Source organism: Acinetobacter sp. V2 (assembly GCF_001188385.1).
GTDB lineage: Bacteria > Pseudomonadota > Gammaproteobacteria > Pseudomonadales > Moraxellaceae > Acinetobacter > Acinetobacter oleivorans.
This window is the reverse complement of sequence record NZ_JZFB01000001.1, coordinates 343,862-366,091: the sequence shown is the minus strand read 5'-3', so window position 1 is coordinate 366,091 and position 22,230 is coordinate 343,862. Positions and strand designations below refer to the sequence as shown.

Genomic DNA, 22,230 nt, shown 5'->3' with positions numbered 1-22,230 from the left:
AATGGCTCAAACAGCCTCAAAAAAATGGCTAGGCGTAGGCTTAGTCGTTGTAGTCCTTTTTGTTGCTTTATTCTTTTGGAATAAACACCGTCAAAGTGGCTCAAATGAACTTGTGATTGGTATTAGTCCACCATTTGCAAAAACTTTACAAGCTGCTGCCGATGAAGCAAAGCAACAAGGTTTAAATGTGAAACTGGTTGAGTTTTCTGACTGGAACACACCAAACATTACCTTAAATCATGGGGATATTGATGCGAACTTTTTCCAGCATCAACCGTTCTTAGACAATGCAATTAAAGAAACTGGCTTTAAATTAAAAGCATTTGCAGTGGGTGCAGCATCACATGTGGGACTTTATTCAAAGAAATATAAAAGCCTTGATGAATTGCCACAAAACGCACGTGTAGTCATTCCAAATGATCCAGTGAATCAAGGTCGTGCCCTACTACTTTTACAGCAAGCTAAATTAATTACGCTTAAAGATTCAAACAACCATTTATCTGCACTTAAAGATGTTGTTTCAAATCCTAAAAACTTGCAATTCATTGAGGTTGAAGGACCACAAACTGCTCGTGCAATTGATGATGTTGACTTGGCTTTTGGCTACCCACACTACTTGCGCTTAGCAAAAACAGCTGACCCTGATAGTGCACTTTTACTTGATGACAATACCAATAAACGTTATGCAATTTTGTTTGTAGTACGTGACGACTATCAGGATAAAGGCGATAAATTGAAGAAATTTGTTGAGATCTATCAAAACTCGCCAAAAGTTAAAGCTGTATTAGATGCTGAGATTGGGCCAAAACTTTGGTTCCCTGGCTGGAAGTAATAACGGAAAGATTATGGCGATTCAGTTCAAACAGCATAAGCCTTGGTTACTCGGAATTACGATTGTTATCGTAGTTCTGGGCCTCGTCGGTTACCGTTATATTAAAAATAAACAAGCCGATGATGTTTTAACGATTGGCATTAGCCCACCTTATGCTGAGTTATTACAAAGCGTTGCCAATGAAGTAGAAAAGCAAGGCGTGCATGTCAAACTCGTTGAATTTTCTGACTGGCGAGCACCAAATGTTGCCGTACAAAACGGTGATATTGATGCAAACTTTTTCCAGCAAAGCGTATTTCTACGTAATGCTGTAAAAGAAACGGGTTATGACTTACATGCATTTGCCGTGGGTTCAGGAAGTCATGTGGGTTTATATTCAAAAAAATATAAATCACTTAAAGACTTACCTTCAAATGCACGTGTTGCTATTCCAAACGATCCGGTCAATTTAGCTCGCGCTTTAATTTTATTGCACCGTGCAGGTTTAATTCAGCTTAAAGACATTAATAATGAACTTTCAACCACTCAAGACATTATTGCTAATCCTAAACAGCTGAGCTTTGTTGAAGTTGAAGGCCCTCAAACCGCACATGCATATAACGATGTCGATTTAATTTTCGGCTTCCCTCACTACTTAAAAATGGCAAAGGTAACCGACCCACATAGCGCATTATTTTTAGATCCAATCGATAAAAAATATGCAATTTTGTTTGTGACCCGTCGCGATTACCAAGATAAAAACCAAAAACTTGCAACCTTTGTTAAAGCATTCCAGAACTCAAAACAAGCACAAGATATTCTGGATAAAGACTTTGGCCAAGGTATGTGGTTTCAAGGCTGGAAATAAGGAGAATGACAATGGTGAGTTTTGGATCACAAGTTGATTTTTCTCTACCTCATATCAAAATTCGTGGTTTAAATAAGTTTTACCAATCGCAGGGTCAAAAACTGCATGCTTTAAAAGAGATTAACCTTGATATTCCTCAAGGTAAGATTTTAGGCATTATTGGTAAAAGTGGTGCCGGAAAATCATCCCTACTCCGCACTTTAAATGGCTTAGAACAAGTAAATACAGGCAGTATTTATATTCATCAACAAAACATTGCTGAATTGAGTCATGCCGAGCTTATTCAAACTCGCCAACGCATTGGAATGATTTTTCAACATTTCAATTTAATGTCTGCAAAAACAGTCTGGGAAAATGTGGCATTGCCCTTAAAAGTTTCCAATTACAACAAAGCAGATATCGATCAACGTGTAAATGAAGTTCTAGCACTCGTAGGCCTTGCAGATAAGTCTGGTCATTATCCGTCACAACTTTCAGGCGGACAAAAGCAACGTGTCGGTATTGCACGTGCACTTGTTCACCACCCTGAAATTTTACTGTGTGATGAAGCCACCTCAGCACTTGACCCAGAAAGTACCGCTACTATTTTGGCTTTACTTAAAAAGATTAATCAGGAACTTGGTCTAACGATTGTACTCATCACACACGAAATGCAGGTGATTCGAGAAATTTGTGATCAAGTGGTAGTGATTGATCAAGGTGAAATTGTAGAGGCTGGACAAGTTTGGTCCGTATTTTCACGACCAAAGCAACAAATTACTCAAGAATTGTTGAACCTTGAGCAGATCACTCTGCCTTTTAAAATCAGTCCTCTACCCGATGAAGATTCAACTCATATTATTGTAAAACTGAAATATGAGGCTGAAGCACATCAAGTACCCGATATTCAAGAACTACTTGCTAGATTTAAAGCACCCGTCAATTTATATCAAAGTCAGGTCGATACCATTCAAGGGCACATTATTGGTTCTCTTTTAGTCGGTATTCCCAACGTAGAAATTGATCTTTCATCTATACGACAAGACGCATCAACTGCAATTGCACAATTTGAGGTACTTGGCTATGCACGACCAGCTCATTGATTTATTAATTACTGGAACTGTAGATACCTTACTCATGGTAGGTGCATCTGCGTTTATTGCTTTTTTAATTGGCTTACCCATTGCTGTTGTTTTAGTCAGTACTTCTGAGCACGGCATTCACCCCTCGCAAAAGATTAATCAGGCTTTGGGTTGGGTCATTAACATTACTCGTTCTGTGCCCTTTCTAATTTTAATGGTTGCACTTATTCCGCTTACTCGCTGGATTGTGGGTACAAGTTATGGCGTTTGGGCAGCCGTTGTTCCATTGACCATTGCAGCAATTCCCTTCTTTGCTCGTATTGCAGAAGTTAGCTTACGTGAAGTCGATCAAGGCTTAATTGAAGCTGCACAAGCCATGGGTTGTAACCGTAAACAAATTATTTGGCATGTGCTTTTACCAGAGGCTTTGCCAGGTATTGTGGCAGGCTTTACCGTAACCATTGTGACTATGATTAACTCCTCTGCGATTGCTGGTGCTATTGGTGCAGGTGGTCTAGGAGACATCGCATATAGATATGGCTATCAACGTTTTGATATGCAAATTATGTTGGCTGTAATTTTTGTGCTCATTGTTTTAGTCATGTTAGTACAAGCAACTGGCGATGCATTAGCCCAGCAACTTGATAAACGTAAAGTTTAAAAGCAATACAACCCCGCTCTAGCCATGACTTTGTCATGGCTTTCATGTAAAATCAGCGACAATTTTTAATTTACACATTTGTGAGTGGTTTTCATGGGTTTTAATTGCGGTATTGTTGGTCTGCCAAACGTAGGGAAATCTACCCTTTTCAATGCATTAACGAAAGCAGCGATTGCAGCGGAAAACTTCCCTTTCTGTACCATTGAACCAAACACAGGTATTGTTCCTGTACCAGATCCACGTTTAGACAAACTTGCTGCGATTGTTAAACCACAGCGTATTTTGCCAACTACAATGGAATTTGTGGACATTGCAGGTCTTGTTGCTGGTGCATCAAAAGGTGAAGGCTTAGGTAACCAATTCCTTGCTAACATCCGTGAAACTGATGCAATCGCTCATGTTGTACGTTGTTTCGAAGACGAAAACGTAATTCACGTAAATGGTAAAATTGATCCATTAGACGACATCGCAACGATTAATACTGAACTTGCGCTTGCCGATCTTGAAACTGTTGCTAAAGCAATTTTACGTTTAACTAAAGTTGCTAAAGGCGGTGACAAAGAAGCTGTAGCAACGAAAGCAGTTTTAGAAAAAATCCAACCTTTACTTGACGAAGGTAAACCAGCTCGCGCGGCTGATTTGTCTGATGACGAACGTAAATTAGTTCGTGGTTTTGGTTTAATGACTTTAAAACCAACCATGTATATTGCAAACGTTGCTGAAGATGGTTTTGAAAACAACCCCCACTTAGACGCAGTTAAAAAACTTGCGGCTGAAGAAAACGCAATTGTTGTTCCTCTTTGCAACCAGATCGAAGCTGAAATTTCATTATTAGAAGATGAAGATCGTGCTGAGTTCTTAGAAGCAATGGGCATGGAAGAACCAGGTTTAAATGTGGTTATTCGTGCAGGTTATGCGCTTTTAGGTTTACAGACTTATTTCACTGCTGGTGTACAAGAAGTTCGTGCATGGACAGTAAAAGTTGGCGCAACCGCTCCTCAAGCAGCTGGTGTAATTCATACTGACTTCGAAAAAGGCTTTATCCGTGCTGAAGTTGTTGCATATGACGACTTCGTACAATACAACGGTGAAAACGGTGCTAAAGAAGCTGGTAAATGGCGTTTAGAAGGTAAAACTTACGTTGTTCAAGACGGCGATGTAATGCACTTCCGTTTTAACGTATAAGTTAAAGCTCAAAAAAAGCCCCATCATATTGGGGCTTTTTTTATATTTAATGACTTAAATCCATCGCCTCTCGTTTACTGCGCGCCTCTTGTAAAATACGCGCATGCAAAGGCTTTCTAAAACCTAGCATAAATATAAATTCTGCCAATACAAATAAAGGCCCTATGGCGAGTCCAATCACATCATCAACGAAGGCAGGTTTTTTCTTTTCGAAATAATGCCCAACAAACTGAAAGACCCACCCCACCACAAAGAAACCAATACTTGCTGCTAACCATTGCCCTAAGGATAATTGAGCAATTTGGCTCGCCAATGGATACACAGCGGCTAAAAGAATCAGCATGAGTAAACCAAAAACTTTATCTAAAATGAAATAATAGATCGTACTAGCTGCAATCAACACAATAGCTAAAGTCAGTTTAAAACTGCCAATATCGACTCCAGCTCTCGCAGTTAAACATAAAATTGAAAACACGATGAGCGGAATACCGATAAAATGCGTCAAAATATTTTTATGATTTAAGTGGTAAGCCGCATATTTGCTAAGCTGTTGCTCCAGATTTGACATGAGTTGTTCCCTATTCATCTATCTATAGTCATACTGTACAAATAAGGAAAACTTAAAGTTGTCAGCTATTTGACAAAGTAATGTTTTTTTCATGGATGGGCTGATATTGGATCTTATTTATATTAATCGACTAAGAGAAAATACATGGTTTAGTTTGCTTCCAGAAGCATTCCAAAACTTTATTCTAGAGCATGGTAAGCAAAGAACCTTTGAAAAAAACAATTATGTGTTCCGTGCCCAAGATGTGTTTGATGGCATTTATACTGTGCTTGAAGGCTCAATTAGCTTGGGTTATGTCGATGTAAATGGTAATGAAGCTCTTTCTGCAATTGCTGAGCCAATTATGTGGTTTGGTGAAATATCCCTGATTGATCATGAACCACGTTCGCATGATGCGATTGCTTTGAAAAAAAGTACCGTTCTGCATATTCCTGCAAAACCATTAAATGAATTACTCAAAGACAATCCATATTACTGGTATTACTTTGCTCGTTTAACCAGCCAAAAACTCAGGTACGTTTTCTTAGAACAGATTGCTATCCAAACACGCAGTATTTCTCAAAGGCTTGCACAACGTCTTCTATTTATTTTAGAAGGATATGGGAATCATATTCTTATTCAAGATCATCACATCCATATTTCTCAAGAACAATTGGCAAATATGCTGACCACATCCAGACAGACAATCAATCATGAGCTGAGTCTGCTCGAAAAACAGAAAATCATCAAAATTGCTTTTAGAAAAATTGAAATTCTAGATATTGAGAAATTGAAAGTAGTTGCTCAAGTCCATTCCTAGTCTTTGCACAACCAGCTATATGACAAAAACTTAAAACCAAATTAAAAAAATAGATAACGCTGCAAAACAACACATTGTTCAAACTCTATTTCACAAAATAAATGTTTTAAAGCATATATTTTCATTTTACACTCAAGCTGAGCAATAATACTCAACAAGGCGCTGATTAACATGAAAAAATTATCAACAATTCTTACAGCTGGCGTATTGGCTATGTTAAGTGTTTCGGCATTTGCATGTCCAAAAGGAACTCAATTACAAGGTGGTACAGGGCCGAATCATAAAGGCGGAAAATGTGTTGCTGCACACGGCAAAGCAACTGCTAAAAAAGAAGCAGTAAAAGCAAAACAAGATGTTAAAAAAGATATGACTGAACAAAAGCATGAAGCAATGATGAAATCTACGCATGCTCAACATGAATCACAGCAAATGACTCATCAAATGAAACAAGATGCAGTGAAAACAGCAAACACAGCTAAAGCTGCGACAAAGCCGTAATTAACATTCACTCATTATCGTTTTAAAAGCAAAAAAGCGAGATTAATCATCTCGCTTTTTTATATTTATAAATTTTATTTTGGAGATGTGTTTCCAAGATTCGGCGTATTGATCGCATCCTTACATTGCGCTTTATCTCGCTCATAATCAGCTTGTTTCTTAGCAACTGAATCATTATTTTCAAGCGTTTCGCGTGCCCACACATCTAGACTCGTTAAAGCTTTACGACAAAGGGCATATTTCCCTTCTGTCACGGAATCAGTCATTTTCACATTAATGCGCCAGTCCGTACTCAATTGACGTAAAGGTTTACGAACTTTGTCATCAATTTGGCTGAGTTGTTTTTCATAAACTAAATGCTCAACCGTATTAATCAATGTCCATGCTTTTTGAGCATAAACAGTTGCGTCATTGGTCAGTTTAGGTGCTGGCTTAATTTCTACTTTTTTTTCTGCCCCATGATTACCATTGTCACAGCCCTGCAATGTAAAAATACCTGCACTCAACATGGCGATATAAACTAAACGAATCTTTGCGTTGAACATAGCAAACTGCCGATTAAACATTTCGGCACTATGCTATTAAATTCGGCTACAATACTCAATCTTTCAAGTATTTTTATCATTTGGTTTATTGCCAAGGTGTATTGTGTCCGAACAACAATTGATGCCTGCCCAAACGGCAACTTTTTGGCAAGGCGCCAAAGATAGCCAAGCTATCGTACTCACCTATTTACCCGTTTCTTTTGCCTTTGGCGTTTCTGCATCTCAGTTTGGTTTTACACCATGGGAAGCTTTTTTCCTATCTTGTTCAATGTATGCGGGAGCTAGCCAGTTCTTAGTTGTCGCACTTCTAGCCAGTGGTTCATCTATCTGGTTAACTGCATTAACAGTCATTGCACTTGATATTCGCCATGTACTTTATGGACCAGCTTTATATAACTTGATTCCAAACAAATTAAATCTTAAAAAAACGGCGGTATGGGCTTGGGGCTTAACCGATGAAGTTTTTGCAAGTGGAATGATTCAACTTTCACAGCGCAGACAACAATGGTCCGAGTCTTGGATGTTAGGCTTAAGTCTATTTAGTTGGATGGCTTGGGCGACTGGCTCATTGTTAGGGGGATTATTTGCAGATCAAGTGTCTCATCTTCCTAATTTTTTACAAGCAGCCTTAGACTTCTTATTGCCTGCTTTATTCTTAAGTTTTTTATTAGCAGCATTTGAGCGAAAGCATAGCCTTGTAGTTGCTGTATCTTTGGTTGTTTCAGCGTTGTCCTGCTATTGGATTAACCTATCTGCGGCCATTTTTATTGGTATTCTTTCAGGCATTTTAGCCGGCTTGTTTAAATATTATGTGCTGAAACAACAAGAAGAGGTCGAAGTTTAAAATGAATCTAGAGATTATTCTGGTTGGTATCATTGTTGGTATTGCTAATTTCGCCTCACGTTTTGGACCATTCTTTGTTATACAAAAGCTACAAGGTACACAGCAAAGACGTGGTTCAGTCTGGCTAAAAATTGCTTTGGGAAGCATTGGTATATCAGCAATTAGCGCCATGCTTGTTGTGGCCACTCTTCCGCCACTTCTTGAGAATCCAGATAAAAGCTTAGCCATGCTTATCGGTTTTCTAGTGCTAGCAGGTCTATATTTTAAATTTAAGAAAATTGTTCCGGCAACGTTAACTGCCACAATTGTTTATGGCCTGATCTATACTTATTTACCTTTATAAATAGATAAACTGATCTTCCTTATATAAAATAAAACCTAGCCAGAAGCCTTTAAGATTGAAACTTCTGGCGTAAAAATCTAATTTTTGAATTGATTAAAAAGATAATCTTACCTACTTAATAGAGATAAAAATGTCACAAGTTAAAATTTACGCCAATGAACAAACGATTATGCAGTATCGAGAATTACTTTCTCATGCAATCCATCAAGCGCTCATTGAAGAATTGAAATATCCTATCGAGAAAAGATTTCAACGTTTTATCAGTCTTAAGCCTGGAAATTTTATCTATCCTTCTGACCGCAGCCAACACTACATTATTATAGAACTCTCAATGTTTGCAGGACGTAGCGCGGCTACTAAGAAACAACTCATTCAAACTTTATTTCGCAATATTGAACAACAATGCAAAATAGCTGCGCAAGATATTGAAATTACGATTTTTGAAACCCCTAAAGAAAATTGGGGTATTCGCGGCAAAAATGCAGATGAGTTACTTTTAAACTATCAAGTTAATATCTAAAAAGTCACATCTTAATTGTCCGACAAAATTAATTTTTTTATGTGTGATAAAGCTTAACTCCCTCATAAGTTCTGCTATGCTTAAAAAAATAATTTTGTCAGGATGATTCGCATGAGCGTGACACTCGGTACCCCCCTTCAATCTTCTGCGTTTAAAGTTTTATTGTTAGGTTCAGGAGAGCTTGGCAAAGAAGTTGTAATTTCTTTACAACGCCTTGGTGTTGAAGTACATGCAGCCGACCGTTATGATCATGCGCCAGCCATGCAAGTTGCACATTTTTCTTATGTGTTAAATATGGCTAATCCAACTGAGTTAAAACAGCTCATCGAGAAAATTAAACCGAATTTAATTGTTCCAGAAATTGAAGCCATCGCGACAGAAGTTTTGCTTGAAATTGAAGCGAGCCAAACTGCAACTGTTATTCCTTCTGCTAAAGCTGTAAACCTGACCATGAACCGTGAAGGCATTCGTCGTCTTGCAGCTGAAGAACTTGGTTTACCTACCTCTGCTTACCGCTTTGCTGACTCACTAGAAAGCTTCCGCGCTGCTTCTGATGATATTGGTTATCCAAACTTTGTAAAACCAGTAATGTCATCTTCAGGTAAAGGTCAGTCTCGTGTAAAAAGTTTCGATGAAGTCGATGCTGCTTGGGAATATGCGATGCAAGGTGGTCGTGTTAACCAAGGTACAGTCATCATTGAATCTCAAATTGATTTTGATTTTGAAATTACATTACTTACCGTTCGTGCTAAAAATCCTGAAACTGGTGAAATCGAAACTCACTACTGCGACCCAATTGGTCACCGTCAAGATGCTGGTGATTATGTAGAAAGCTGGCAGCCTCAACCAATGACTGTGGCTGCACTTGAAGAAGCAAAACGTATTGCAAATAAAGTGACAACAGCACTGGGTGGTTGTGGTATTTTTGGTGTAGAGCTGTTTATTAAAGGCGACAAGGTCTGGTTTAGTGAAGTTTCGCCTCGCCCACATGATACTGGTCTAGTTACTCTAGCGTCACAATTTCAAAGCGAATTTGAACTGCATGCTCGTGCAATTTTAGGATTGCCAGTAAATACAGCTCGTCATAGTGTTGCTGCGAGTGCAGTTATTTATGCTGGGGTCGATGCCAACAACTTAAGCTACAGTGGCTTAAATACGGCATTAGCTAATCCAAATACCGATTTACGTTTGTTTGGGAAACCAGAAGGTTTCAAACGACGTCGTATGGGTGTGGCAACTGCTCGTGCAGAAAATACTGATCTTGCTCGTACTTTAGCGAAAGAAACCGCTGATCAAGTAAGCGTAAAAACCAACTCTTAATATTTACTTTTTGGTAGACCCATTTTCATGATCAATACATCGCCATTGCTGAACTACGTTACAAGCCATCATGATATTAAAGCCATTAATCAATGGCGAACGGATGTAGAAAAGCAATTGCAGGATTCATATGAAAATGGGCAATCTATTCGGGAAGTCATTAAAGCCCGCTCAGACCTCGTTGATGAAGCACTGATCTTTCTGTGGAAACATGCCGAACTTGATCAGACAGGTCTAGGCCTTTTTGCTGTGGGTGGTTATGGGCGCCGTGAAATGTTGCCCTATTCCGATGTTGATATCATGATTTTATCGGAACATGAAATTAACGAAGAAAATGAAAAACGCATTTCTACTTTCATCTCCTCTTTGTGGGATGTTGGCAATTTCAAGCCCGGCATTAGCGTTCGCACCATTCAAAGTTGTGTTGAACAAGCTGCTACCGATTTAACTGTTGCAACTACACTCATCGAAGCTCGTTTAATTACCGGTAATAGTCAACTTGCAAAATGGCCACGTCGTATTGTTTCGCAAACGTGGACAGACAAAACATTTTTTGATGCAAAAATGGCTGAACAAGCTAAGCGTTACCACCAACACAACAATACTGAAAGCAATTTAGAACCTGACATTAAAAATGCGCCTGGTGGCATTCGTGATATTAACCAGATTGGCTGGATTGCTAAGCGTCATTTCCGCGTAAACCGCATCTATGACTTAGTTCATTTAGGCTTTATTTCAGAATTCGAATTAAACGTTTTAGAAGAAGCTGAGAGTTTTCTTTGGGAAATTCGTCACCATTTACATCGCTTAGCGAAGCGTGATGAAAACCGTCTTCTGTTCGATCATCAAAGAGAAATTGCGGCTCAATTTGGTTACGCTCGCCAAGAAGGTCAGCCTGTAAACTACGGTGTCGAGCAGTTCATGAAACGCTACTACCGTACGGCTCAACAGGTTTCAACACTCAATGAAATGTTATTGGCTTATTTTAGCGAATCAGTTATTACTCCGCGCTTACCAAATTACGAACGTAAAATTGAAGTCGTTAATGATCACTTTAAGATTGTCGACAATAAACTTGCCGTACAACACCACAAAATATTCGCAGAACATCCAAGTGCTATTTTAGAACTATTCTATATTTTAGCTAATCGACCAGATATTGAAGGTATCCGCGCTCGTACTTTACGTTTACTTATTCTTGCTGCAAAACGTATTAACCAAAATTTTCGAGATAATCCTGAGCATCAAGCCCTATTCATGTCAATCATTCGCTCACCATATCGTTTATACGATACTTTGGTAGCGATGAAACGATATGGTGTTTTAGGAAACTATATTCCTGCATTTGGTCAAATTATGGGTCTCATGCAATATGACCTATTCCATATCTATACAGTCGATGCTCACACCCTATTATTGCTGCGCAATTTAAACCGTTTTAAAGAACCAGAATTTGCTAAAGAGTTCCCTGTTGTAAGCTCAGTTTTCCAACGTCTTGCACGTCAAGATATTGTGTTTATTGCTGCATTATTTCATGACATTGCCAAAGGCCGCGGTGGAGACCATAGTGAACTTGGTGCAGAAGATGCGATTGAGTTTGGACGGGCGCATGGCTTTACAGAGCGTGAATGTAAATTAATTGCATGGCTCATCCACAACCATTTGCTCATGTCGCTAACTGCCCAGAAAAAGGATATTTCCGATCCAGATGTTGTTAAAGATTTTGCCGAAAAACTTGGCGATATGGAACATCTTGATTATCTGTATACCTTAACAGTTGCGGATATTAATGCGACAAATCCAAAACTGTGGAACACATGGCGTGCCTCGCTTATGCGTCAACTTTATACGCATGCCCGTGACGTCATTCGTACAGGTTTAAGCCGTCCTGTTGACTATCAAATGCTAATTGAAGACACCAAATTTGCAGCAAGTGAATTACTGGTGAATAATTTCTCATTGGCAGACGTTGAAAAAGTATGGCAAGAACTGGGCGATGAATACTTCATTAAAGAATCGGCAGATGAAATTGCATGGCACACGCAAGCAATTTTGAAACACGGCGATAATCCAGAGCCATTAGTACTGTTACGTGCTCACCGTAAAGCTGCCCAAGATGCCGTGCAAATCTTTATATATACGCGTGACCAACCTAACCTTTTTGCAACGACTGTGGCAGTTTTAGACCGCATGAACTTAGACGTTCAGGATGCAAAAATTATCACAGCAAGTACCGCATTTAGTTTAGATACCTATGTTGTGCTCGATCGCTTTGGTACATTGCTAACCGACCCCGAACGCGAAGAAACAGTTAAAACTGCATTGGTGAAGGCGCTTAGTCAGCCAGACCAATACCCAGGACTTATGCAACGCCGCATTCCACGTCAGCTACGTCATTTCGATATCGAAAATACAGTTGACGTAACATTGAATGAAGCGTTACAGCAAAACATGGTTGAAATTTCAACACTCGATCACCCTGGCCTACTTGCACGTGTAGGTGGCTTATTTATGATGCAAGGTTTAGACATCCATTCAGCTAGAATTGCAACTTTAGGTGAACGTGCAGAAGATATTTTCTTTGTCACGAAAAAAGATGGAAAACCGTTAAATAACGAAGAGGTTAAACTCTTCTCGGAAAAGCTTAAAGCTGCATTAGATGAAGCATCTAATCAAATTTGTCAGCACTGAAACTCAACTACTTGGTAACTGTTTAATGAACTCTAGCTTGTCGTTATTGCACCCATATCCATTTGAAAAGTTAAACCAGCTTTTTAAGGATACTACTCCTGCTAACCTTCCCTTGATTCCTCTATCAATTGGTGAACCAAAGCACCCAGCACCAGAGTTTGTTAAACAGGCAATTATTGACAACTTCAATCATCTATCAACTTATCCAAACAGCAAAGGCTTACCTGAGCTTCGCCAAAGTATTGCAGACTGGCTCACTAAGCGCTTTAAACTTAATAGCATTAGTGCTGAAAACCACATTTTGCCAGTGTCTGGTACGCGTGAAGGGATTTTCTCATTTGTTCAGGCGCTCATTAACCGTGAAGATGCACCGTATGTGGTAATGCCGAATCCGTTTTATCAAATTTACGAAGGCGCAGCTCTACTTGCCGGCGCAAAACCTTATTTCATCAATTGCACCGAAGAAAATGGTTACTTAGGCGATTTTGATGCTGTACCCGCAGAAGTCTGGGAAAAAACTGCCCTTCTTTTTGTATGTACGCCGGGCAACCCAACTGGTACTGTGCTTTCTAAAGAACAATTCAAAAAGTTAATTGCCTTATCTGATCAATATAATTTTGTTATTGCTTCTGACGAATGCTATTCAGAACTTTGGTTCGAGCAAGCACCTACAGGTTTATTAGAAGTTTGTGCAGAACTTGGTCGTGATGACTATAAAAATTGTGTGGTATTTCATTCACTGTCTAAACGTTCAAATTTGCCGGGTTTACGCTCAGGTTTTGTAGCGGGTGATGCAGAATTATTAAAACCATATTTGCAGTACCGTACCTATCATGGTGCAGCAATGCCTGTTCAACATCAACTTGCATCAATTGCAGCATGGAATGATGAAAACCATGTGGAAGAAAACCGTAAGCAATATCGTGCAAAGTTTGATTTATTCCAAAATGAACTAGGTCACTTATTACCTCTGCAAAAGCCAGATGCAGGTTTCTATTACTGGTTAAAAGTCGATAACGATGAAAATTTTGCCAAGATATTGATGGAAAAAGCCCATATTAAAGTTTTACCGGGTCGTTATTTATCTCGTGACACAGATCAAGGTAACCCTGGGGAAAATCATGTACGTATGGCTTTAGTCGCCGATTTAGCGCAATGCGAAGAAGTAGTTAAGCGTTTAAAAGCAATTCTTTAAGCATAGATAAGTTGTATAGCCTTCATAATTATTTAGCATGAAGGCTATACAACCGACATTAACTATAAGCAATGAGTAAGATTGCAAAACATATAAAGGCCAGACTAGAACAATAATATAAGCCTATCGCTGAACGTTTAATCTGTTCTAGAACTCGATTTTGAAGCAATAGCCGAACCAACAGTAAGTTCCAACCAAGTACGACTCCAGTCATCCACGTACTCATCAGCAATTTTTGAACTAAACTAAATTGATGCTGAATAAGCAGCATCAAACTACTATAAAACATAATATTTTTGGGATTAAGCAGACTAGATTGTATTCCCAACATTAAGCTCTTAACTTTATCCTGATGCTGATACTCTTGATCAATCAAATCATTTTTTTCAGTAGCAAAAGTTAAGGCGCCAGCCCGAGCAGCCTTAAAACAAAGATAACTCAAATAAACCAAATACCCTGCCCCAAGCCACTTAAGTACTAAAAGAATAGTCGCACTCAAATTTCCAAGTAACATAAATCCAAACATACATGCCATTAAAATCAAGGCATTGCCAAACGTAATTCCTGCAATGACACCATATGTATAGCGCGAACCCTTTTGCAAAAGACTGGTGAGAATAAGAAAAAAATCAGGTCCAGGAGATAGCAGCGCTAAAAAGTGAGTAAAGGCGATAACTAAAAAAACTTCCATAACGATTTCATCTTTAAAACTGTATGGAATAGCTTAAAAATAGAGAAAAATAATTTATTGTAAATTATTGCGCAGCTGCGAGTTGGAACTGACGAGGAGTGATTCCAGTATGCGCTTTGAAGGCTTTATGAAAATGGCTCTGATCACTAAAGCCCAAATTTACTGCCAACTCCACAAGCGAAATTCCTTGTTTCAATTGAGCTCTGGCTTGATTAATCTTTAAATTAATTTGAAATGCATGGGGTGTTAAGCCAACATTGGCTTTAAATAGACGAATAATTGCATATCGACTAAGACCCACCTGCTGTGCAAGCTCTTCTAGAGAAATAAATCGTTCGGATGATTTAATAATATGAATTAAGTCCAAGAAGTCCTCATACAAATATTGAGTTTTCTGTATTTCTTCTAATATAAAATGAGGTAGTAACAACTGAGTAAGGCAATAGATAAGCGACTGTTCTTTTTCAAGAATCAATTTTTCAGGATCAAATAGAGTTTTATTCATCCCAGAAAAAGCCTGATATAAAGACTCATCTTTAATAATGAGAGGTTTATGCTGGGGTAAATTTAAATCAAAGCCCTCTTTTTGAAATTCGGCATACCATTGATTAAGCCAAGATATATCCAGATGCAACATCTGGTAACTCCAAGCCTGATCCGGCAGCGGGTTACAAGAATGTTCTATGTGGGCAGGTACAATGACTAAGGTACCAGCAGAAATCTTTTGTGCTGTACCAAATGAACTTTGAAAAACGCTATTCCCTTCATCTATAGCTCCAATAGAAAATGTTGGATGACTATGAGACTTATAACAGGTTCGGCTAAAACAAGATCGTCTGGCTTCAACATAAGGCATTCGCCCATCTTGCCAAAACTCAAATGCTTGAGGAATAGCGTTCATTGAATTCATTAACTTGCTAATGCTTTTTCAATATCAGCTTCTAATGCTTCTGGTTTAGTCGTAGGCGCATAGCGATTAAGCACTGCGCCATCTTTCCCTACCAAGAATTTAGTAAAGTTCCATTTAATCGTGCTGCTTCCTAAAATGCCTTTAGCTTCACGTGTCAAATATCTAAAAATCACGTGAGCTTCTGGGCCTTTTACATCTACTTTCGCAAACATCGGGAATTTCACCCCATAGTTGCGTTGGCAGAACGTACCGATTTCTTTATTGCTACCCGGATCTTGCCCACCAAACTGGTTGCAGGGAAACCCTAAAACTTCCAAGCCTTGATCTTTATATTTCTCATAAAGCTTTTCAAGGCCAGCAAATTGTGGTGTAAAACCACATTTACTTGCAGTATTTACAATTAGTAAAACTTTACCTTTGTAATCAGCTAATTGCTTAACTTCACCCTCTAACAGTTCAGCTTCAAACTGATAAATATTACTCATGGATAGGTTTCCTCATCATTTTTTTCTTGTGATTTAAGTTGTAATGATGCCGAGTTTACACAATAGCGCAAACCAGTCGGCTGTGGTCCATCTTCAAAAACATGCCCTAAATGGGCTTCGCAATCATGACAAACAATTTCTGTTCTGACCATACCATGCGATAAATCGTCATGTTCTTCAATTGCAGTTGGCTCAATCGGTTTAAAAAAGCTAGGCCAACCACAACCACTGTCATATTTAGTATCTGATGAGAACAATTCTGCACCGCAGCAACGGCAGACATAGGTGCCATGTTGCTTAGTATTCCAGTATTGCCCCGTAAATGCAGGTTCAGTGCCCTTTTGTCGTGTGATCCGATACTCTTCTGGTGATAACTCTCTTTGCCATTCCCGGTCTGTTTTATTGACTTTTCCCATGACATGCACCTTTATTCTGAAGTAAACATTTCTGATGATTGAGTTTTATATTTACGCCATTCCTCGCAAAAACACTAGTCTCTGAACGTAAAATTTGTTGGAATTTAATCACCTAAGCAATAGAAAGCAAAAAGTAAGCAAAATTCAAAATTAAAAGTAAGCAAAATTATGTTTTATTTTCTTCCAAGGAAGCAAAGATGGTGCTATTCTTGTTCGGCACGGTTGTATAGGACAAAACATGTCTCAGAAAAAAAGTGTGCTTTTCCAGCAACTATTACCAGTTATCAAACAGTATCAGCAATCGGGCTTTACCCATGAAAAAATTGTTGAATTACTAAAAGATCAACACGATCTGAATTTGGTAACAGTTAAAACATTTAAAAGTTATTTATACCGATATGCAAAAGTGAATCCAGCTATGTCTAAAAATACTGCTATCCTCCAATCCATGCCAACTTCTCGAGAAATAAAGAAATCATCGAAGCTTGAGCATGTTTGTTATGACATTCGCGGACCAGTATTACGAGCCGCCAATGAAATGGAAGAGCAAGGACATAAAATCATCAAGCTCAATATCGGCAACCCTGCTCCATTTGGTTTTGAAGCCCCACAAGAAATTATTAATGACGTTGCTTTAAACCTGCCAAATGCGATTGGTTATGTTGACTCAAAAGGTATCTTTCCAGCACGTAAAGCTATCTGCCAATATTACCAACAAAAAGGCATCCTAAATATGCACGTGAATGACGTGTATATCGGTAATGGCGTGTCTGAACTTATTGTTATGGCGATGCAAGGCCTGCTTGATGATGGCGACGAAATGTTGATTCCAATGCCGGATTATCCGCTTTGGACAGCAGCTGTTAATCTTTCAGGTGGTACAGCAATTCATTATAAATGTGATGAAGAAAATAGCTGGTATCCAGATATTGCTGACATTGAAAGCAAGATTACATCGAATACTCGCGGTATTGTCATCATTAACCCGAACAACCCTACTGGTTCAGTCTATCCACGTCATATTCTTGAACAGATTGTAGTGCTTGCAAAAAAATATGATCTAATTTTATTTGCTGATGAGATTTACGACAAAATTATTTATGACGGTATTGAACATGTTTCAGTAGCTTCATTAGCTGGTGACCAGCTTTGCGTATCTTTTAATGGTTTATCAAAAGCTTATCGTATTGCAGGTTTCCGTTCAGGCTGGATGGCAATTACCGGAGATAAAAGCCGCGCTGCTGACTATATCGAAGGTTTAGATATGTTGGCATCAATGCGCCTATGTGCAAACGTTCAAGCTCAATATGCGATTCAAACTGCTTTAGGCGGTTATCAATCAATTAATGACCTGATTCGTCCGGGTGGCCGTTTGTACGAACAGCGTAATATTGCTTGGGAAATGCTAAATGAAATTCCTGGCGTAAGCTGCGTAAAACCAGAGGGAGCAATGTACTGTTTCCCTCGCCTTGATCCAAACATCTATCCAATTGAAGATGACGAAAAGTTAATGCTTGATTTGTTACGCGCAGAAAAAGTGTTATTGGTCCAAGGTACAGGTTTTAATTGGCCAACTCCAGATCATTTCCGCGTGGTTTTCTTACCAGCTGAAAATGAATTACGAGAAGCAATTACACGTTTAGGTCGTTTCTTAGCCAATCGTCGTTAAAAAAATGCATATCAAAAAAGGCATCTTAAATTAGATGCCTTTTTTGATAATTTTATTTAACTAATTTAAAAAAAATAATTACAAACACTTCCATACCTCCATCCACACCAAAATAAAACCTTGAATTTAAATATTTTTTATTAAAACTTTAATTTATTTAATCTTTAAATTCTGTTGAACAATTCATTTCTATATTTTTTACCATACGTTTAAATTTGTGCGTAATTTCACATTTCCCGCAATCTTCATTATGCAAAAAATGCATGGATCAATATTTTTTTGCATTTCACACTGCTTCAAAATCGAGCAACAATCCCTTCCCATAACAACATCACCATATTCGATTCGGTTAAAACAGATTCAGATATCTAGGAAGATAAAATCGGTAGAACGACCGGACTGAACTAACAAGGAAAGCTTTCAATCATTCAAATCCCATCAAAGAATGATTGAATCAAATGGATAGAGGTTCATATGAAGCAAAAGAAATTGCTCAAGTATATTGTTATTGCTATTTTACTTGGCGTACTGACAGGCTGGATTTGTCACCACTTTTTTAATGAAGGTGATCAACTCAAACAAATCGCTTCTTATTTTAGCATCGGCACAGACATCTTTTTACGCCTCATCAAAATGATTATTGCTCCATTGGTATTTGCCACAATTGTTTCAGGCATTGTATCAATGGGGAAATCTACATCGATTGGTAGTATCACACTCAAGTCAATGACTTGGTTTATTACTGCTTCGTTTGTATCGCTTGCCATCGGCATGGGTTTAGCAAACTTTTTCCAACCGGGCGCGGCTCTAGATTTAGCACTACCAACAGCTCAACAACTTAGTGGCGCTTCTCTGCCAGAGACTACTGGCTTTACACTGCAATCATTCTTAAGCCATGTGTTCCCACGCAGCATTGCAGAAGCAATGGCAAATAACGATATTTTACAAGTACTTGTTTTCGCTATTTTCTTTGGTTCAGCACTCGCTTTTGTAAATCAAGGCAACGAAAAAGATTCGGTTATTGTTCGTTTGACTGAAGAACTTAGCAAGATCATGTTCCGTATTACCGATTACGTTATGATGTTTGCACCTTTTGCAGTATTTGCTGCAATTGCTTCAGCAATTACAGTACAAGGTTTAGGCTTAATTGTTGACTACGGTATTTTAATCGCTGAGTTCTATTTCGGTCTTCTGTTACTTTGGATCATTTTGTTCTCTGTTGGTGCAATCGTACTTAAAAAAGATATCTTCCGCTTAGGCAAATTAATTCGCGAACCTGTAACTCTTGCTTTCGCTACAGCTTCAAGTGAGTCAGCCTACCCTAAAGTAATGGATGCACTCAATAAATTTGGTGTACCTAAAAAAGTGACTAGCTTTGTATTACCGTTGGGTTACTCATTTAACCTAGATGGTTCAATGATGTACACCACGTTTGCAGTATTGTTTATTGCTCAAGCTTACAACATCGATCTTAGCTTCACTCAACAAATCTTAATTCTGTTAACTCTGATGGTGACAAGTAAAGGTATTGCAGGTGTATCACGAGCTTCAATTGTGGTTATTTCAGCAACACTCACCATGTTCCATTTACCTGAAGCCGGCATTCTCTTATTGCTTGGTATCGATCAGTTCCTTGATATGGGTCGTACTGCAACAAACGTAGTAGGTAATAGTATTGCTACCGCAGTTGTGGCTAAGCTTGAAGGCGAAAAAGTAGCAGATACTGAAGAGCTACCAGAGCCTGTATTAATTAAATCAACTCAAGAACAAACGCCCGCTTAAGTTTCTCTTTTCTCCCACTCTCCCAACTTAAGGGCAATTTTATATGACCTTATAAAATTGCTCTTCTTTTTATTCTAAAATTAAACAATAAAAATTTATGTGTATTTCCATATTAAATAATGAACCCAATAATGTATTTTTACTGCTATTAAATTTTCTTAAAACAAACCTTAAAAAGAGAATAAAATTCACCCAAACAGAATTTATATTCTTAGAAATAAACATCAATTGATTATTTTTTAATTCATTTTATTACCACTTAATTATATTAAACTATTGAAATTATTGTTTAGTTTATCTATCAAAAAATTTATATAATTTTATTTACAAACAATATGATATACAATCAACGATATATAAATACCAAATGGTAAAGAAAAAGCATATCACGCCCATTATTTTTAAATTTTATAATAATAAGAAAATCATTTGTATCATTTATATTAAAAACAAAAAAATTAAGATAAATTAGAAAAACTTAATAGATTTTTTATTTTATTCATGATATTTATTAACGCTAAATAAAGGCAATGACTAAGCAATTGTTGATAAAACAAAATGCTATTCAGGGATGCTTCTTATTCAAACAAGTTACGAATATGTTTTACATGGTATGTATTTTGCTTAGGAAAAGCAGGCGTATTCGGCAAACTTCTACTTCGTCACTTCATAAGGATATTTTCGATGTTGACTAAAACTGTTAAATCTTTAGGTTTAGCGATGGGCTTATTGGCCTGCTCTCTCCCACTTTACGCAAAAAATAATGTAGTTGTTGTAGCCACTGGCGGTACTATCGCGGGTGCTGGCGCAAGCTCAGCAAACAGTGCAACCTACACTGCTGCAAAAGTTCCAGTTGATGCCTTAATTAATGCTGTTCCACAAATCAAAGATTTGGCGAATGTCACTGGTATTCAAGCATTACAGGTCGCTTCTGAAAGTATTACTGACAAGGAATTATTACAAATTGCTCGTCAAGTAAATGAGCTGGTAAAAAAACCATCTGTTAATGGTGTCGTGATTACTCACGGTACAGACACTTTAGAAGAAACAGCATTTTTCTTAAATCTTGTTGTTCACACTGATAAACCGATTGTTATTGTTGGTTCAATGCGTCCTTCAACTGCTCTTTCAGCAGATGGACCACTTAACCTTTATAGCGCAGTTGCTTTAGCAGCTTCTGATGATGCAAAAAATAAAGGCGTTATGGTTCTGATGAACGACTCTATTTTTGCAGCGCGTGATGTCACTAAAGGCATTAACATTCATACAAATGCTTTTGTTAGCCAATGGGGCGCTTTAGGTACATTAGTTGAAGGCAAGCCATACTGGTTCAGACAGTCTGTAAAACGTTTTACAAATGCTTCAGAATTTAATATCGAAAATATTAAAGGTGATGCACTTCCACTGGTACAAATCGTTTACGGTTCAGACTCTATGCTTCCAGATGCTTATGAAGCATATGCAAAAGCTGGTGCTAAAGCGATTATCCATGCTGGTACAGGTAACGGTTCTGTTGCGAACTATATCGTTCCAACTTTACAAAATCTTCACGACAAGAACGGTATTCAAATTATCCGTTCATCACGTGTACCACAAGGTTTCGTATTACGTAATGCTGAACAACCTGATGATAAATATGGTTGGGTAGCTGCTCATGACTTAAACCCACAAAAAGCACGTCTTCTTGCTGCATTAGCTCTTACTAAGACTAATGACGCTAAAGAAATTCAACGTATGTTCTGGCAGTACTAAGTTTTTCAACCAGCTCAAACCTTGATGTTTGAGCTGGTCATATTTTATAAAAATAATGTCTTTTATATTAAAACTGTACAATAGATGTTCAACCCATTCTTCTTAAATAATAAAATCCTTAACAGTTTGCCAAAATATTAACCATTTCCTTTTAACTTTGCGTGTTAAACTATGCTTCGGTCGCATTAAGGATTGGTTTATGCAGTTTGTTCATCTAGGTATTTATACAGAATTTTCGATTACAGAGTCGATAGTTCGCATACCTGACTTGGTCAATGCTGCGGTTAAAGACCAAATGCCTGCGTTGGCATTAACTGACCTCTCTAACCTCCATGCGGCGGTAAAATTTTATAATGCTTGTTTAAAAAAAGGCATTAAGCCTCTTTTAGGTAGTACGATTCGCCTTGATGATGCTCAACACCGTGCAACATTACTTGCAATGAGTGATGTTGGGTGGAAAAGTCTCACCGAAATCGTTTCACGCGGTTTTATTGAAGGACAACAGCTCAGTATTCCATGTGTAAAAAAAGAATGGGTACTTGAACAGCATCAAGATATTATCGTTTTACTTGGCCAGCATAGTGATGTTGGTCAGATGCTTTGTTCATCTAACCCG

23 protein-coding genes are annotated in these 22,230 nt (G+C 38.1%); 17 read left to right on the top strand and 6 right to left on the bottom strand.

Annotated features, from left to right (window positions below; genetic code table 11):
• Position 1: 1 nt before the first annotated feature.
• From UC75_RS01665 to ychF, 5 genes are all read left to right on the top strand, one after another.
• The gene (locus tag UC75_RS01665; protein WP_005304526.1) at positions 2-832 is read left to right on the top strand and encodes a MetQ/NlpA family ABC transporter substrate-binding protein; all 831 of its coding nucleotides are present in this window, start codon (positions 2-4) and stop codon (positions 830-832) included.
• Between the two features lie 13 nt (positions 833-845).
• A complete protein-coding gene (locus tag UC75_RS01660; RefSeq protein WP_049836478.1) occupies positions 846-1,679 on the top strand; it encodes a MetQ/NlpA family ABC transporter substrate-binding protein in 834 nt (277 codons plus the stop codon).
• Between the two features lie 5 nt (positions 1,680-1,684).
• Complete coding sequence (locus UC75_RS01655; protein ID WP_128825106.1) at positions 1,685-2,761, top strand: methionine ABC transporter ATP-binding protein; 1,077 nt, start codon at positions 1,685-1,687, stop codon at positions 2,759-2,761.
• On the top strand, positions 2,742-3,401 hold the full coding sequence (locus UC75_RS01650) for a methionine ABC transporter permease (protein ID WP_004792864.1): 660 nt from the start codon (positions 2,742-2,744) through the stop codon (positions 3,399-3,401). The genes UC75_RS01655 and UC75_RS01650 overlap by 20 nt, the downstream gene beginning before the upstream one ends.
• 93 nt (positions 3,402-3,494) lie before the next feature.
• Positions 3,495-4,586, top strand: a complete 1,092-nt coding sequence (ychF, locus tag UC75_RS01645; protein WP_004642544.1) for a redox-regulated ATPase YchF — start codon at positions 3,495-3,497, stop codon at positions 4,584-4,586.
• Positions 4,587-4,632: 46 nt separating this feature from the next.
• On the opposite strand, the gene UC75_RS01640 is transcribed toward ychF, so the two are convergent.
• Positions 4,633-5,154: a DUF962 domain-containing protein gene (locus UC75_RS01640; protein WP_049836476.1), complete on the bottom strand. Its 522-nt coding sequence runs from the start codon at positions 5,152-5,154 to the stop codon at positions 4,633-4,635.
• A gap of 91 nt (positions 5,155-5,245) precedes the next feature.
• On the opposite strand from UC75_RS01640, the gene UC75_RS01635 reads away from it, so the two are divergent.
• Positions 5,246-5,953, top strand: a complete 708-nt coding sequence (locus UC75_RS01635; RefSeq protein ID WP_049836475.1) for a Crp/Fnr family transcriptional regulator — start codon at positions 5,246-5,248, stop codon at positions 5,951-5,953.
• A 171-nt stretch (positions 5,954-6,124) separates the two neighbouring features.
• A complete protein-coding gene (locus tag UC75_RS01630; protein ID WP_004792870.1) occupies positions 6,125-6,451 on the top strand; it encodes a hypothetical protein in 327 nt (108 codons plus the stop codon).
• A gap of 74 nt (positions 6,452-6,525) precedes the next feature.
• Here UC75_RS01630 and UC75_RS01625 read toward each other — a convergent pair whose 3' ends face one another.
• The gene (locus UC75_RS01625; RefSeq protein ID WP_212771758.1) at positions 6,526-6,996 is read right to left on the bottom strand and encodes a hypothetical protein; all 471 of its coding nucleotides are present in this window, start codon (positions 6,994-6,996) and stop codon (positions 6,526-6,528) included.
• 121 nt (positions 6,997-7,117) lie between these two features.
• On the opposite strand from UC75_RS01625, the gene UC75_RS01620 reads away from it, so the two are divergent.
• The 6 genes from UC75_RS01620 (at position 7,118) to dapC (ending at position 13,909) form a co-directional block, all read left to right on the top strand.
• Positions 7,118-7,840: an AzlC family ABC transporter permease gene (locus UC75_RS01620; RefSeq protein WP_128825167.1), complete on the top strand. Its 723-nt coding sequence runs from the start codon at positions 7,118-7,120 to the stop codon at positions 7,838-7,840.
• Between the two features lies 1 nt (position 7,841).
• A complete protein-coding gene (ygaH, locus tag UC75_RS01615; RefSeq protein WP_049836472.1) occupies positions 7,842-8,183 on the top strand; it encodes an L-valine transporter subunit YgaH in 342 nt (113 codons plus the stop codon).
• Positions 8,184-8,313: 130 nt separating this feature from the next.
• Positions 8,314-8,703, top strand: coding sequence for a tautomerase family protein (locus tag UC75_RS01610; RefSeq protein WP_049836471.1), 390 nt, complete (start codon positions 8,314-8,316; stop codon positions 8,701-8,703).
• 102 nt (positions 8,704-8,805) lie between these two features.
• On the top strand, positions 8,806-10,023 hold the full coding sequence (gene purT / locus UC75_RS01605; protein WP_081402145.1) for a formate-dependent phosphoribosylglycinamide formyltransferase: 1,218 nt from the start codon (positions 8,806-8,808) through the stop codon (positions 10,021-10,023).
• A gap of 27 nt (positions 10,024-10,050) precedes the next feature.
• Complete coding sequence (gene glnD, locus UC75_RS01600; RefSeq protein WP_005304499.1) at positions 10,051-12,714, top strand: [protein-PII] uridylyltransferase; 2,664 nt, start codon at positions 10,051-10,053, stop codon at positions 12,712-12,714.
• Between the two features lie 25 nt (positions 12,715-12,739).
• A complete protein-coding gene (dapC, locus tag UC75_RS01595) occupies positions 12,740-13,909 on the top strand; it encodes a succinyldiaminopimelate transaminase (RefSeq protein ID WP_049837327.1) in 1,170 nt (389 codons plus the stop codon).
• Positions 13,910-13,967: 58 nt separating this feature from the next.
• Here dapC and UC75_RS01590 read toward each other — a convergent pair whose 3' ends face one another.
• The 4 genes from UC75_RS01590 to msrB form a co-directional block, all read right to left on the bottom strand.
• Positions 13,968-14,600, bottom strand: a complete 633-nt coding sequence (locus UC75_RS01590) for a LysE family translocator (protein WP_049836470.1) — start codon at positions 14,598-14,600, stop codon at positions 13,968-13,970.
• A 64-nt stretch (positions 14,601-14,664) separates the two neighbouring features.
• Positions 14,665-15,510: an AraC family transcriptional regulator gene (locus UC75_RS01585; RefSeq protein WP_049836469.1), complete on the bottom strand. Its 846-nt coding sequence runs from the start codon at positions 15,508-15,510 to the stop codon at positions 14,665-14,667.
• Positions 15,510-15,995 carry a glutathione peroxidase gene (locus UC75_RS01580; protein ID WP_005304488.1) on the bottom strand — a complete coding sequence of 162 codons (486 nt, stop codon included), beginning with the start codon at positions 15,993-15,995 and terminating at the stop codon, positions 15,510-15,512. The genes UC75_RS01585 and UC75_RS01580 overlap by 1 nt, the downstream gene beginning before the upstream one ends.
• Entirely contained in the window at positions 15,992-16,411 is a 420-nt protein-coding gene (gene msrB / locus UC75_RS01575) for a peptide-methionine (R)-S-oxide reductase MsrB (protein ID WP_004792889.1), read from the bottom strand. Before msrB ends, UC75_RS01580 begins: the two co-directional genes overlap by 4 nt.
• Before the next feature lie 238 nt (positions 16,412-16,649).
• Here msrB and UC75_RS01570 point away from each other — a divergent pair, with 238 nt between their 5' ends.
• The 4 genes from UC75_RS01570 to UC75_RS19710 form a co-directional block, all read left to right on the top strand.
• A complete protein-coding gene (locus UC75_RS01570) occupies positions 16,650-18,080 on the top strand; it encodes a pyridoxal phosphate-dependent aminotransferase (RefSeq protein ID WP_049836468.1) in 1,431 nt (476 codons plus the stop codon).
• 474 nt (positions 18,081-18,554) lie between these two features.
• Positions 18,555-19,862, top strand: coding sequence for a dicarboxylate/amino acid:cation symporter (locus tag UC75_RS01565; protein WP_013198151.1), 1,308 nt, complete (start codon positions 18,555-18,557; stop codon positions 19,860-19,862).
• A 684-nt stretch (positions 19,863-20,546) separates the two neighbouring features.
• Positions 20,547-21,614 carry a type II asparaginase gene (locus UC75_RS01560; protein WP_005304480.1) on the top strand — a complete coding sequence of 356 codons (1,068 nt, stop codon included), beginning with the start codon at positions 20,547-20,549 and terminating at the stop codon, positions 21,612-21,614.
• 199 nt (positions 21,615-21,813) lie between these two features.
• Positions 21,814-22,230, top strand: a 417-nt coding sequence (locus tag UC75_RS19710; protein ID WP_228137014.1) for a PHP domain-containing protein, incomplete at its 3' end; no start/stop codon positions are given.